This is a genomic window from Gordonia sp. NPDC003422, assembly GCF_053588675.1.
Genome location: NZ_JBSFQL010000002.1, coordinates 249000 through 261738, shown reverse-complemented (window position 1 = coordinate 261738; position 12739 = coordinate 249000). Strand labels below are relative to the sequence as shown.

Genomic DNA, 12739 nt, shown 5'->3' with positions numbered 1-12739 from the left:
TGCGTGTGGAAGGGGACCGATCAATGAACCGTGTGAAAGTCGACTCCGACGAGGTGTCCGACGTGGCGGCGTTCTATCGGCGCACGTCGCTGGTGGTCGGTGCGGTCTCGCAGGATCTCGCCGCGCACGAGTTCGGCACCTGGGCGCGCGAACACGGTGACCAGATCGACGACGCGCGACGCGCCGACACCACACCGCACCCAGACGCCGAGCTGATGAGAACCCTCGCGGCCCGCTATGCAGCGATGAGCGCCGCCGTCTCCGATCGGTTGGGCCGACAGTCGCAAGCCGCTGCGGAACTGGCGGACGCGCTCACCGCCGGCACCTCGAAGCTGGTCGCCGGTGATGCGGCCGCAGCGGCCATGATCCCTACCGGTGGACAGCCGTGAGGGAGTCTCGTGATTCGCTCGCGGCGTTGCGCGCCGACGCGCGAGCCGGCGTGCACCAGCTGCTCGAGTTCGCGGCCATCGGCCGCACGTTGGGTGTGTCGGTGCCGTCGGATGCCGACATCCATGCACGTCTGGCCACCGCCGACCGATTCGACATCGCGGCGTTGTCGGCGGACAGCCGCAGACTGCTGGCTGCTCACCGCGCGGTGTCCGAGCACCTGCATCGCCTTCCCGAACAGCAGATTCGGCTCGATCGCGGATGGCACGGCTCCACCGCGAACGATGCGATCGTCGCCGTGATCAACCATCAGCGTCGGGCAGAGTCCGATCTCCACGTGTTACGCACCCTCAGCGACGCGACCTCGGCGGCAGCAGCGGGGATCGACCGTCTGCTTCGGACCTTTCTCCTCACCATCGCGCGTGTCGCCGAGCCGACCATCGCCGGATGCCCGGTCGCCGACCTGCCGGGCGCGGTCCTGACCGGTCGGGTACCGCTGGATCTCGTCGTCGCCGACATCGCATCCCGATTCCAGCTGTTCACCACGGCGGCCGACGCGGCGTCTCGCGGAGTGGTGCAGATTCTCGAACTTCTCAACAAGGCGACCGCCGGCCTCGACGACGAGTCCTACCCCGAACCCGCCGGTGGCCGACCCGACGTGGTGCGGACCCGCAGCGACATCACCCATGTCGAGGACCAGACGTTGCCGAGCGTCGAGATCTCTCAGCACGACGTCCCGGTGGGTGACGTTCCAGCGGGCAACAGCGTTCAGGGCAGCAGCGTGCAGAGCGGCGGTGTTCAGGGCGGCACTGTTCCGGGATCGGCCGAGCGAGTGATCGTCGATGGCGAACCCGGCCCGGGTGGGCGGCCCACGCCCGCCGACGTGCCACTGCGGTTGGGTGGTGCGGCAACCACGTCATCGACCAGCCGGCAAGCTCAGCCCGACGCCACTGCCTCAGACGGAGACCTGGCGCTGGCGGGTGATCAGTGAATCTTTCCGACCAGATCGAGCAGGTTGCGCGAGCCGCGACCGCCGAGGTCGCCGCCGCGTCGCGAACCTTCTCGCTCGCGCAGCAGGATCTCGCGAAGGAGTATGCGGCGCAGCGCAGTTCCGATGTGGGGGCACAGGCTGTCCGCGCCGGACTCGAGGAGCAGGCCGACGCCGCGGACGCCCTTCCCGGGATCATGCTGCCCGCCGATGTCGCCGACTCGAGTCCCCATCTGCCACCTGGCGACGCATGACCACATAGGCTGTCTGCTGTGCCAGGCAAGAAGCGCAAGCCATCGCAGTCGCCCGCGCAATTGATGTCGCGCCTGTCGCGGCGGGGCCCGCATCGTGTGCTCCGCGGTGACCTCGGAATCGTCGGGGTGGCGGGCCAAGTGTTCACACCTGACGAGGGCCGTCGGCTGCCCGCGATCGCCTTCGGGCACGGCTGGCTGGCCGGTTCGGCCCGCTACCGCGATCTGATACACCATCTCGCGTCGTGGGGGATCGTGGTCGCCGTCCCAGAAGGCCAAGGTGGTCTCCTCGCCTCCGACGTGGGTCTCGCGGCCGATCTGCGTTCGACGCTCGCGATCGTGTCGAACGTGCCGCTCGGCCTCGGCAAGGTGACCGTCGATCCGGCACGCATCGGCCTCGCCGGGCACGGTTTCGGAGCGTCGGCCGCCGTCATCGCAGCGTCCGACCAGCAGCTCCTCGGTCAGGCGCCACCACCCGTCCGGGGTGTCGCGGCTCTGTTTCCGGCCCCGACAACCGGTGAACTCGTCCCCGCCGCACGTTTGGTCACCGCGCCAGGTGTGATCGTCGCCGGTTCCGGTGAGATCGACACGGTAGGCGTCAACGCGCTGCCGCTCGCCGAGGTCTACGGGCAGGCCAGTGGTGAGGACGACACCTCTGCCGATGTGGTGTTGCGCACGCTGCCCGGCGCCACCGCGCGCGGTCTTCTCGAGCGACGGACGCTGAAATCGCTGATCGGCAGCCACGGCGCCGACCCGAAGACCCACCAGTTTGTACGTGCACTGTGCACCGGATTCTTCCTGCACACCCTCACCGACGACCCTGAGTATCAGGCGTTTGTCGATCCCGACGCGGTGCTGGGGAAATCGGTGGTCGTCGACCTCGCCGACCCCCCGCCCGAGCCCTTGGACAAGGTGTCGAGGCTGCTCGGGGCAAAGCCGCGCAAGCGTCATCCGCTCGCACGTGTCGCCGCGGCCGCTCTCGCACGCCCCGAAGGACCCGCTCGGTCGGCCTGATCCACCCGCCGCACAGGTACCCTGACTACCTATGTGTGGAATCGTCGGATACGTGGGGCAGCGCGACGCCCTGGACATCGTCGTCGAAGCGCTGCGGCGAATGGAATACCGGGGCTACGACTCGGCCGGAGTGGCCATCCTCGATGGTCAGGGCCATACGGCGATCCAGAAGCGGGCCGGCCGGCTGGAGAACCTCGACAAGCAGATCGCGACCGTGGGACGCGAGTCGCTGACCGGAAGCACCGGGATGGGGCACACGCGGTGGGCGACGCATGGCAAGCCCACCGACCGCAACGCCCATCCCCATGCGAGCAGCGACGGCAAGATCGCCGTGGTCCACAACGGGATCATCGAGAACTACGCGGTGTTGCGTGCCGAACTCGAGGAAACCGGGATCGAGTTCACCTCGGACACCGACACCGAGACCGCGGTGCACCTCATCGAACGCGAGTATGCGACCGGTGCCGCCGCCGGTGACTTCGTCGGCAGTGCCTATGCCGCGCTGCGCCGGTTGGAAGGCGCATTCACGCTGGTCTTCACCCATTCCGATCACCCGGATACCATCGTCGCGGCCCGCCGGTCGACGCCGCTCGTCGTCGGCGTCGGTGATGGCGAGATGTTCGTGGGTTCGGATGTGACCGCGTTCATCGAGCACACCCGCGATGCGGTCGAGCTGGGGCAGGACGAGGTGGTGGTCATCACCGAAGACACCTACGAGATCACCGACTTCGACGGCAACCCGCGCGTCGGCAAGCCGTTCCACATCGATTGGGATCTCGCTGCCGCGGAGAAGAGCGGTTACGACTTCTTCATGCTCAAGGAGATCGCCGAGCAGCCGCGCGCGATCGCCGACACCCTGCTCGGGCACCTCGAGGGCGGTCGAATCGTGCTCGACGAGCAGCGCCTCACCGATCAGGACCTGCGCGACGTCGACAAGGTGTTCGTCGTCGCCTGCGGCACCGCCTATCACGCCGGAATGCTCGCCAAATATGCGATCGAGCACTGGACCCGACTCCCCGTCGAGGTGGAGCTGGCCAGCGAGTTCCGCTACCGCGACCCGGTGCTCGACCGCTCGACGCTGGTCGTCGCGATCTCGCAGTCCGGGGAGACGGCCGACACGCTCGAAGCGGTACGCCACGCCAAGGATCAGAAGGCGCGCGTGCTGGCCATCTGCAACACCAACGGTGCGCAGATCCCCCGCGAATCCGACGCGGTGCTCTACACCCACGCCGGACCGGAGATCGGTGTGGCCTCCACCAAGTGCTTCCTCGCGCAGATCGCGGCCGCCTATCTGGTCGGTCTGGCGCTGGCGCAGGCCCGCGGCACCAAGTACGCCGACGAGGTGGCCCGCGAATTCGCCGCGATGGAGGCGATGACCGACGCGGTGGCCGAAGTGCTCAAGACGATGGAACCGGTCCGTGACCTGGCCCGATCGTTGGCTCACCACAACACGGTGCTGTTCATCGGTCGCCACGTCGGCTACCCGGTGGCGCTCGAGGGCGCACTGAAGCTCAAGGAACTCGCGTACATGCACGCCGAGGGCTTTGCCGCCGGTGAGCTCAAGCACGGTCCGATCGCCCTCATCGAGGACGAGTTGCCCGTCATCACGGTGATGCCGTCGGCGGATGGTCGTGCCGTGCTGCACTCCAAGATGGTCAGCAACATCCGGGAGATCCAGGCCCGCGGCGCGCGAACCATCGTCATCGCCGAACCCGACGACGCTGCCGCGCGGGCCGTCGCCGACGACTTCATCCCGATCCCCAAGGTGCCCACCCTGCTGCAGCCGCTGGTGACCACGGTGCCGTTGCAGGTGTTCGCGGCCAGCGTCGCCCAGGCCCGCGGCTACGACGTCGACAAGCCGCGCAACCTGGCCAAGTCGGTCACCGTCGAATAGATTGCGGCCCAAGGGTTTGCGATGTCGACGCGATACCTGACCGCGGACCAGATCCGGGCGGCCGAGCGGGCCACCGGGAACCTCCTGACCAGTGGCACATTGATGCGCCGTGCGTCGGCGGGTGTCGCGCATGTGGTGGCGGGCGAACTCGACCGGACGGGCGGCTCTTATGGCCGGCGCATCGGCATCGTTGTCGGTGCCGGCGACAACGGTGGCGACGCGCTGTATGCGGGATCGTTCTTGGCGCGGCGTGGAGTGGCTTGCACGGCAGTGCTTCTCGCGCCCGACAAGGCCCATGCCGGTGGGCTTGCAGCGTTCCGGCGGGCCGGCGGGCGGGTGGTCGACGCGTTGTCGCGCGACCTCGATGTGGTGATCGACGGCGTCGTCGGCATCGGTGGTCGAGGGCCGTTGCGTGCCAACGCCGTTGAAGCGTTTGCGGCGGTTGGTTCGCAGGCAACGACGGTGGCCGTCGACCTGCCGTCGGGCGTCGACGCCGACACCGGCGAGGTGCACGACCCCGCCGTGCGTGCGGACATCACCGTGACGTTCGGCGTTGTACGGAACGCGCATCTGTTGGCGGCGACGCAGTGCGGGCGGGTCGAGGTCATCGACATCGGCATCGCCGCAGGTGCCGGCGATGGGGCCGGCCTGTGGTCGTTGTCGGATGACGAGGTCGGTTCTGCGTGGCCGGTTCCCGGGCCGGCCGACGACAAATACACCCAAGGCGTGGTCGGGATCATCGCCGGTTCGCACCGCTATCCTGGCGCGGCGATCCTCTGCAGCGGCGCCGCGGTGACCGCGACGTCGGGCATGACCCGGTATGTCGGGTCGGCGCACGCGGAGGTGGTGTCGCATTTCCCGGAGGTCGTCGCGGCGCCGGAACTCGCCGACGCCGGACGTGTCCAGGCATGGGTGATCGGGCCCGGCGGGGGTACCGATGATGCTGCGCTCGAGGTGTTGCGTGAGGTGTTGGCCACCAATTTGCCGGTGCTTGTCGACGCGGACGGGTTGACGCTGGTCGCCGGGCATCCGGAACTGGTGGAGGGACGCGACGCGCCTACGTTGCTGACCCCGCATGCGGGTGAGTTCGCACGGCTCGCGGGTTCGGAAGTGGGCTCGGATCGGCTCGCCGCAGTCACCGATCTCGCTCGACGCTGGGGTGTGACCGTGCTGCTGAAGGGTCGGATCACGCTGGTCGCCGACCGGGATGGCGGCGTGGCCGGCAACGACGCCGGCGCTTCGTGGGCAGCGACTGCGGGCGCGGGCGACGTGTTGTCCGGGATCGCCGGTGCGTTGCTGGCTGCAGGTCTCGATCCGCAGCTGGCCGGAGCGTGCGCGGCCCGCGTGCATGCCCGCGCCGCACAGCTGGCAAGCCGAGGAGCGCCGATCGGGGCGTCGAACCTGCTCGCCGCGGTACGACCGGCGATCCGGGAGTTGCTCGGTACGGATTGACCGCCACACTCCGGAGTGCTCAGAGCACGACGAGCAGCACGCCCGCGGTGAACAGCACGCCGAAGGCGACGAGGGTGGTTGCGGCTCCTACTTCGGTGGAACTGGGTTGGCGCGACCCGGGTTGGCAGCATTGGCACACCGCAATGCTCAGGGCGGCCACGGACACCACACACCCGATCACGGTGGTGATCACGCCACCGCTGGCCACGGCCCGGAAGCGGTCGTATTGTGCCTGTTCAGCTGGAGTCATGGACCAGTCCGGTGCGGTGAGTGCGGCGCCGGCATCGACCAGGTACGCCAGTAGTCCACCGCCGGCAGCCAGCGCCAGACCGAGAATCGTCACGGCGATGGCCACCCACGTGACGGTCAGGTGAGTTCGCGTGGAGAGCAGGCGGAATCCGGGCGGGCGAACGGGCGAGGACACGCGTGGGTAGGCGTCACTGCTGGGATGCATGCATCCATTGGACATTGCCGCACGCATCCGGCGAATCGGTAGATCTACTCATCCCTCCCACCGGGCCGCAACTTTCGGACGGTGGTGGGCCGCGCAAACATCGATCGAAAGAATGTTTGAATTCCGTCGAGTTTCCCGATCCTTGTCCGCGCGGCACTGTGAACTCCGGCGAACGCATTGAAGAGCACTCGCCGACATCTGGGACAATGGTCGGCGATGACTTCATCTGCCCTGGCTGCGACCGTCGACCTCGACGCGATCGCTCACAACGTCACTGTCCTGCGCCAGACGTCTGGCACCGACGTATTGGCGGTGGTGAAGGCCGACGCGTACGGCCACGGTGCGGTCCCGGTCGCACGGGCAGCTCTGGCGGCGGGCGCGGCCGAGCTCGGCGTCGCCCATATCGACGAGGCACTCGCGCTGCGCGCTGCCGGGATCGACGCCCACATCACCTCGTGGCTCCACACGCCGGGTGCCGATATTGCCGGCGCGATCGACGCGGGGATCGACATCGCGCTGTCGTCACGGCGCCAGCTCGACGCGGTGATTGCCGCGGCACGAGAGTCGGGGCGGGCGGCGACCGTCACGGCCAAGGTCGACACCGGACTCAACCGCAGCGGCGTCGCTTCCGACGAGTGGGACGACTTCGCCGTCGCCCTGGCGAAGGCCGACGCCGAAGGTGCGGTCGCACTGCGAGCCGCGATGTGTCATCTCGTGCGCGGCGATGAGCCCGATCACCCGCTCAACTCGGAGCAAGCCTCGCGTCTCGATGCCGCGGTGGCCGATCTGCGCCGGCTCGGAGCAGGTCCCGAAGTTGTCCATATCGCGAATTCACCTGCGGCGCTGACACGTCCGGACCTCGCGCGCGACCTGGTGCGGCCCGGTATCGCTCTGTACGGCCGAACGCCGGTGCCCGAGCGTGGCGAGTTCGGTCTCATCCCGGCGATGACCGTGTCGGCGGAGATCGCGCTGGTCAAGAACGTTGCTGCGGGGCAAGGGGTCTCGTACAGCCATACATGGATTGCGCCGCGCGACACCGTGGTTGCGGTGGTGCCCGTCGGATACGCCGACGGCGTGCCGCGGCTCTTGTCCGGAAAACTGCGGGTGCGGATCGGGGAGCGCGACTTCGCCGGCGTCGGTCGGGTGTGCATGGACCAGTTCGTCATCGACCTCGGACCCGACGGTGGCGGCGTCGCCGAGGGTGACCGCGCCGAGTTGTTCGGGACCGGTGCCGGTGGCGGTCCCACAGCCAGGGAGTGGGCCGATGCCATCGGGACCATCGACTACGAAATCGTGTCCCGCATCGGTAACCGCGTGAACCGGGTGTACGTGGGCGGCCCGAAACAGGCGGAACAGGTGGGGCAGTGACAGTGGACAATTCGCAGCGGATCGGTTGGCTGGCCGGTGTCGCCGGGGTGGCCGGCCTCGGTGGCGTCGCCGCGGCGGGTGCAGCCCGTAACCTCGCCCGTAAACGCGTGGCCGGCAAGGTGGATCCGTACGCCGACGTCGATTTCACCACTATCTACGCCGACGCGGCGAGCACGGTGGAGACCGACGATGGTCTCGAACTCGCTGTTCGCACTGTCGATCTCGGTGGGGTGGCCGATGGTGCGACTCCCGAGTTGACCGTGATCTTTGTCCATGGATTCAGTCTGCGGATGGCATCGTGGCATTTTCAGCGTCTGCAGCTCGCCGAAGAATGGGCCGATCGGGACTACCGCCTGGTCTTCTTCGATCACCGCGGCCACGGCAAGAGCGACCCGGCACCCGACGACACCTGCACCATCGCCCAACTCGGCGACGATGTGGCAGCGGTCATCCGTGCCACCGCACCGGTGGGACATGTTGTGCTGGTTGGACATTCGATGGGTGGCATGTCTCTGATGGGACTTGCGCGCAGGCATTCGCATCTGTTCACCCACGACGGACCGGTGGCCGGAGTGGGCCTGGTCGCGACCGCGTCGCGTGGTGTCACCGAGGCCGGCCTCGGTGAGGGATTGGGCAACCCGATCGTCGACGCGTTCCGGCTGTCGGTGCGTCGCGCGCCGCGTCTCGTACAGGCCGGGCGAGGAGTGACCCGAGCAGCGTTGGAGCCGGTGTTGGTGGCCGCGAGTTTCGGGCCAACCTTCTTCAGCCCCAAGGCTGGTCGGGCGGTGGAGAAGATGATCCAGAACACGCCGATCGACACCATCGTCAACTTCTTGAACGCGCTCGAGACGCACGACGAGACAACCGCCCTTCCGGTCATCGCGCAGGTGCCGACGACGGTGGTCTGCGGAGACCGGGATCGGCTGACGCCGCTGGAGAATTCGGTCCGCATGTACTCGGAGTTCGGATTGGACTCGCGCCTCGTGGTGGTCAAGGGCGCCGGGCATATGGTGCAGATGGAGCAGCCGCGTCTGGTCACCGACGCCGTCGTCGATCTCGTCGATCGTGCACGGGTGGCCCTGCCGGCGCCGCGATCGAAGTGGTGGAAGCGAATTCGCGTATGACCCCCGGCAGTACGAGTCCCGACAGTACAAGTCCCGACCGCCGGTCCAGCGGTGCACGCGCACTGCCGACCGTGACCGACACCGAGGCCTTCGGCAGCGAGATCGCCGCAGAATTGCGCGCAGGTGATCTGGTGATCCTCGACGGGCCGCTCGGTGCCGGGAAGACCGCGCTCGCACGGGGAATCGGTGCCGGGTTGGGCGTGGTCGGCCGGGTCAGTTCGCCGACGTTCATCATCGCCCGCGAGCATCGGCCCGGGGATTCCGGCCGGCCGGGCATGGTGCACGTCGACGCCTATCGACTCGGTGGACTCGACGAACTCGATGCCCTCGACCTCGATACCGATCTCGAGGACACCGTGGTGGTGGTCGAATGGGGTGAGGGCGTCGCGGAGCGGCTCGCCGATCACCACCTGTTGGTGCGGCTGCGGCGAGACCCGGACACCGATGTGCGGCGCGTGGAATGGGAGTGGGTGACCAGTGAGTGACCACAGGGAGGCCGGTGGTCTTGCTGGAACCACCGTGCTCGCCATCGACACGGCGACCGACTCGGTGGTCACCGGAGTGGCGGTTCTGCGACCCGGCGGCACGGTCGACGTGCTGGCCGAGCATGCCGTCGCCGACCATCGGAGACATGCCGAACTGCTGACGACCTTGATGTCGGACTCACTTGACGAGTCGGGGGTCACCCGAGACCAGATCGGTGCGGTCGTCGTCGGCTGCGGGCCGGGACCGTTCACCGGACTGCGCGTGGGCATGGCCACCGGGTCGGCCTTCGCCGACGCGCTCGGCATTCCCGCCTACGGTGTGTGCTCACTGGATGCCGTTGCAGTACAACGTGATCCGCATCAGTCGTCGGTGGTCGTGGTGACCGACGCCCGACGCCGCGAAGTGTATTGGGCGCGCTACCTCGACGGCCTTCGGGTGCAGGGTCCGGAGGTGATGGCACCGTCCGCGGTCCTCGAGGCTCTCGACGGGATCGACGTCGACGTGGCATTCGGCTCGCCCGCCCACGCCGAACTGATCGGGTTGCCTGTGGGTTCGGTGCGGGTGCCGTCGGTGGCCGGACTGGTGCAGACCGCGGCCGACACCATCTGGTCGGCCACACCGCCGGAGCCGCTGGTGCCGCTCTACCTGCGTCGCCCGGACGCCGTGGAACGCAATGTGTCCCAGGCGAACAAGGTCGGTTCATGACCGCCCCGGAAGCGATCATCGACGGACTCACCTATGCCGACATTCCGCGCTGCGCGGCGCTGGAGAAGCAGATGTTCGCCGAGGACTCACCCTGGCCGGCAACGGCATTCCGAGCCGAGCTGAATGCGCCGTACAACACCTACTTCGCCGCGCGCGAGGAGGTCGGCGGGGAGGTCGTCGGGTACGCGGGGATTTCCACCCTCGGCGGACCCGGCGAGTACGAGTGCGAGATCCACACGATCGCCGTGGCACCGGAACGACGCGGGACCGGGTTGGGCCGGGCATTGCTGCAGGCGATGCTGGTGGTCGCCGACGCCTGCGACGCGCCGGTGTACCTCGAGGTGCGGACCGACAACGACGTCGCCATCACGATGTACTCGCGCCACGGCTTCGCCACGTCGGGTATCCGCCGCAACTACTATCAGCCGTCCGGAGCGGACGCGTACACGATGATTCGTCCGCCGGTATCCGGCCGGCCGCTCGATCCGGAGGAGGGACCCGCATGAGCGCCGACCGTGAACTGATCGACCGCGGACTGATCGACCGCGGACTGATCGTGATGGGCGTCGAGAGTTCCTGCGACGAAACGGGTGTCGGGATCGTGCGGTGGACCCCGGCCGACGGTGAAGCGCCCGGCCACGCCACGCTACTCGCCGACGAAGTGGCCTCCAGCGTCGACGAGCACGCGCGGTTCGGTGGTGTGGTCCCGGAGATCGCGTCGCGGGCGCACCTCGAAGCGATCGTGCCGACGATGCAACGGGCAAGGGAGGCAGCAGGTATCGACCGCCCGGATGCGATCGCGGTGACGATCGGCCCGGGGCTGGCGGGTGCGCTGCTCGTGGGAGTGGCCGCAGCCAAGGCGTATGCACTGGCATGGGATGTGCCGCTCTACGCGATGAATCACCTCGGGGGTCACGTCGCGGTGGACACCCTCGAGCACGGGCCGATGCCCGAATGCGTTGCGCTGCTGGTCTCCGGCGGACATACCCACCTGCTTCACGTCACCGATCTCGGCAAGCCGATCGTCGAACTCGGTACAACGGTCGACGACGCGGCGGGCGAGGCATTCGACAAGGTCGCCCGCCTGCTCGGCCTCGGTTTCCCGGGCGGCCCGGCGCTCGATCTCACTGCGCGCGAGGGTGATCCACGTGCGATCGACTTCCCCCGCGGCATGACCGGCCCTCGCGACGCGCGGTACGACTTCTCGTTCAGCGGACTCAAGACCGCGGTCGCCCGGTACGTCGAGAAATGCGATCGAGACGGGGTTGCGCGTCCGGTCGCCGACATCGCCGCGTCGTTCCAGGAAGCCGTCGCCGACGTGCTCACCATGAAGGCGATTCGTGCGTGCACCGATCTCGGCGTCGAGACACTGGTCCTCGGCGGCGGCGCCACGGCCAACTCGCGCATCCGCTCGCTCGCGCAGGAGCGCTGCACCGCGGCCGGCATCACGCTGAGGGTGCCCAAGCCGCGCCTGTGCACCGACAACGGCGTCATGATCGCGACGCTCGGCGCCCATGTCATCGCCGGTGGCGCACAACCGTCGCCACTCACCGTCGCCACCGACCCGGGATTGTCGGTTCAGCTCAGTCAGCTCTGATCTCCGTGCGCGCGTCGCTTCAGGGTTGACACGCGGCCTCGCTAGAACGATCATTCTAGGTACGTGACCAGGTACACCACCCGGAGGTGGCAATCATGTGGATTGCGCTGATCGTCGGAATCGTCATCGGATTGACAGTCGCCATGTCAGCTCGCAGGCTGCTGCTGTGGGCGTTGGCGCGCAAACTCCGACACGGAGTGGCCTGCCTCGCCCAGGGTGACATTGGTCCGCTGGCGGCCGGGTATCACGAGGATGCGGTGCTCTACTTCCATGAGGGTGACCACCGCTGGCGCGGCCGTTACGAGGGCAGGGCTGCCATCGAGGGATTCTTGCTCGACTTCGTGGACGCCGGCCTCGCCGGAGACATCTGCTCCATCGTCGTCGGCGGTGCGCCGCGGTCGATGACCATCGCCATCAGATTCGACGACGCGGCGGTCCTCGACGGCGAGCAGATCTACACCAACCGTTCCGTACTGTGGGCGCGGGCACGCTGGGGCAAGATCGTCGAGCAGCGTGATTTCTACGAAGACAGCCAGCGTCTGATCGAACTGGACCGGCGGCTACCCGTTGGTGGCTGACCGGCCTGACGCCGCGGCCCGGATCATCTGAGGACATCCGCCGGACAGGTCGGCGAGGATCGCTCGCTGGGTGGGACGCGCTGCGCAGTAGCGTGTTTCGCCTTCGGCGGTCAGTTCGGCGAAGACGGATCGACGATCGTTGGCGCACATGCTGCGCTCCACCAATCCGTCCTTCTCCAAGCGGGCCACCACACGCGACAGTGCGCTCTGGCTGAGGTGGACGTTGTCGGCGAGGTCGCTCATCCGCCGCTTGTGATCGCTTGCGGCCCAGAGTAGTTCGAGGACTTCGAATTCGCTCGAAGTCAATCCGTGCCCCGCCTGAAGCTCTCGATCGAGGGCGCACAGCACGCGGTGGTAGCTCACGGAGAGGTCATGCCACGCCGCCGCGAGATCGTCGTGCGTGGCAGCGTCCTTGCTCATGGCCGCATGCTAGCGCCGTCG

Annotated in this window: 15 protein-coding genes; 13 read left to right on the top strand and 2 right to left on the bottom strand. The window is 68.0% G+C overall.

What is annotated here, in order from left to right; all coding sequences use genetic code 11:
- Positions 1-23: 23 nt before the first annotated feature.
- Genes ACWDTF_RS02925 through ACWDTF_RS02900 form a run of 6 tightly spaced genes read left to right on the top strand, consistent with a single transcriptional unit; the run spans position 24 to position 5986 of the window.
- Positions 24-389 (top strand): hypothetical protein, encoded by a 366-nt coding sequence (locus ACWDTF_RS02925; RefSeq protein WP_240856645.1) that lies wholly within the window; start codon positions 24-26, stop codon positions 387-389.
- The gene (locus ACWDTF_RS02920) at positions 386-1378 is read left to right on the top strand and encodes a hypothetical protein (RefSeq protein ID WP_449753928.1); all 993 of its coding nucleotides are present in this window, start codon (positions 386-388) and stop codon (positions 1376-1378) included. The genes ACWDTF_RS02925 and ACWDTF_RS02920 overlap by 4 nt, the downstream gene beginning before the upstream one ends.
- Complete coding sequence (locus tag ACWDTF_RS02915) at positions 1375-1629, top strand: hypothetical protein (protein ID WP_240856647.1); 255 nt, start codon at positions 1375-1377, stop codon at positions 1627-1629. Before ACWDTF_RS02920 ends, ACWDTF_RS02915 begins: the two co-directional genes overlap by 4 nt.
- Before the next feature lie 18 nt (positions 1630-1647).
- On the top strand, positions 1648-2640 hold the full coding sequence (locus ACWDTF_RS02910; RefSeq protein ID WP_449753927.1) for a dienelactone hydrolase family protein: 993 nt from the start codon (positions 1648-1650) through the stop codon (positions 2638-2640).
- A 31-nt stretch (positions 2641-2671) separates the two neighbouring features.
- On the top strand, positions 2672-4534 hold the full coding sequence (glmS, locus tag ACWDTF_RS02905) for a glutamine--fructose-6-phosphate transaminase (isomerizing) (RefSeq protein ID WP_355273746.1): 1863 nt from the start codon (positions 2672-2674) through the stop codon (positions 4532-4534).
- A 21-nt stretch (positions 4535-4555) separates the two neighbouring features.
- Positions 4556-5986: an NAD(P)H-hydrate dehydratase gene (locus ACWDTF_RS02900; protein WP_449753926.1), complete on the top strand. Its 1431-nt coding sequence runs from the start codon at positions 4556-4558 to the stop codon at positions 5984-5986.
- Positions 5987-6005: 19 nt separating this feature from the next.
- Here ACWDTF_RS02900 and ACWDTF_RS02895 read toward each other — a convergent pair whose 3' ends face one another.
- Positions 6006-6440 carry a hypothetical protein gene (locus tag ACWDTF_RS02895; RefSeq protein ID WP_240856651.1) on the bottom strand — a complete coding sequence of 145 codons (435 nt, stop codon included), beginning with the start codon at positions 6438-6440 and terminating at the stop codon, positions 6006-6008.
- 216 nt (positions 6441-6656) lie between these two features.
- On the opposite strand from ACWDTF_RS02895, the gene alr reads away from it, so the two are divergent.
- From alr to ACWDTF_RS02860, 7 genes are all read left to right on the top strand, one after another.
- Entirely contained in the window at positions 6657-7808 is a 1152-nt protein-coding gene (gene alr, locus ACWDTF_RS02890) for an alanine racemase (protein ID WP_449753925.1), read from the top strand.
- A 2-nt stretch (positions 7809-7810) separates the two neighbouring features.
- Positions 7811-8932 carry an alpha/beta fold hydrolase gene (locus ACWDTF_RS02885; RefSeq protein WP_240856713.1) on the top strand — a complete coding sequence of 374 codons (1122 nt, stop codon included), beginning with the start codon at positions 7811-7813 and terminating at the stop codon, positions 8930-8932.
- Positions 8929-9417 carry a tRNA (adenosine(37)-N6)-threonylcarbamoyltransferase complex ATPase subunit type 1 TsaE gene (gene tsaE / locus ACWDTF_RS02880; RefSeq protein ID WP_449753924.1) on the top strand — a complete coding sequence of 163 codons (489 nt, stop codon included), beginning with the start codon at positions 8929-8931 and terminating at the stop codon, positions 9415-9417. Before ACWDTF_RS02885 ends, tsaE begins: the two co-directional genes overlap by 4 nt.
- Complete coding sequence (gene tsaB / locus ACWDTF_RS02875; protein ID WP_449753923.1) at positions 9410-10123, top strand: tRNA (adenosine(37)-N6)-threonylcarbamoyltransferase complex dimerization subunit type 1 TsaB; 714 nt, start codon at positions 9410-9412, stop codon at positions 10121-10123. The genes tsaE and tsaB overlap by 8 nt, the downstream gene beginning before the upstream one ends.
- Positions 10120-10629, top strand: a complete 510-nt coding sequence (gene rimI, locus ACWDTF_RS02870) for a ribosomal protein S18-alanine N-acetyltransferase (RefSeq protein ID WP_355273731.1) — start codon at positions 10120-10122, stop codon at positions 10627-10629. Before tsaB ends, rimI begins: the two co-directional genes overlap by 4 nt.
- Before the next feature lie 44 nt (positions 10630-10673).
- Positions 10674-11720, top strand: coding sequence for a tRNA (adenosine(37)-N6)-threonylcarbamoyltransferase complex transferase subunit TsaD (tsaD, locus tag ACWDTF_RS02865; protein WP_449753958.1), 1047 nt, complete (start codon positions 10674-10676; stop codon positions 11718-11720).
- Positions 11721-11815: 95 nt separating this feature from the next.
- A complete protein-coding gene (locus ACWDTF_RS02860) occupies positions 11816-12298 on the top strand; it encodes a nuclear transport factor 2 family protein (protein WP_449753922.1) in 483 nt (160 codons plus the stop codon).
- On the opposite strand, the gene ACWDTF_RS02855 is transcribed toward ACWDTF_RS02860, so the two are convergent.
- The gene (locus ACWDTF_RS02855) at positions 12281-12718 is read right to left on the bottom strand and encodes a MarR family winged helix-turn-helix transcriptional regulator (RefSeq protein WP_240856657.1); all 438 of its coding nucleotides are present in this window, start codon (positions 12716-12718) and stop codon (positions 12281-12283) included. The genes ACWDTF_RS02860 and ACWDTF_RS02855 overlap by 18 nt on opposite strands.
- Positions 12719-12739 lie beyond the last annotated feature (21 nt).

What these genes read in the sequence shown, in the direction of transcription:
- glmS (WP_355273746.1), top strand. Translation starts at nt 2,672, where the DNA reads ATGTGTGGAATCGTCGGATACGTGGGGCAGCGCGACGCCCTGGACATC.
- rimI (WP_355273731.1), top strand. Translation starts at nt 10,120, where the DNA reads ATGACCGCCCCGGAAGCGATCATCGACGGACTCACCTATGCCGACATT.
- ACWDTF_RS02855 (WP_240856657.1), bottom strand. Translation starts at nt 12,718, where the DNA reads ATGAGCAAGGACGCTGCCACGCACGACGATCTCGCGGCGGCGTGGCAT.
- alr (WP_449753925.1), top strand. Translation starts at nt 6,657, where the DNA reads ATGACTTCATCTGCCCTGGCTGCGACCGTCGACCTCGACGCGATCGCT.
- ACWDTF_RS02895 (WP_240856651.1), bottom strand. Translation starts at nt 6,440, where the DNA reads ATGCATCCCAGCAGTGACGCCTACCCACGCGTGTCCTCGCCCGTTCGC.
- ACWDTF_RS02925 (WP_240856645.1), top strand. Translation starts at nt 24, where the DNA reads ATGAACCGTGTGAAAGTCGACTCCGACGAGGTGTCCGACGTGGCGGCG.
- ACWDTF_RS02900 (WP_449753926.1), top strand. Translation starts at nt 4,556, where the DNA reads ATGTCGACGCGATACCTGACCGCGGACCAGATCCGGGCGGCCGAGCGG.
- tsaE (WP_449753924.1), top strand. Translation starts at nt 8,929, where the DNA reads ATGACCCCCGGCAGTACGAGTCCCGACAGTACAAGTCCCGACCGCCGG.
- ACWDTF_RS02860 (WP_449753922.1), top strand. Translation starts at nt 11,816, where the DNA reads ATGTGGATTGCGCTGATCGTCGGAATCGTCATCGGATTGACAGTCGCC.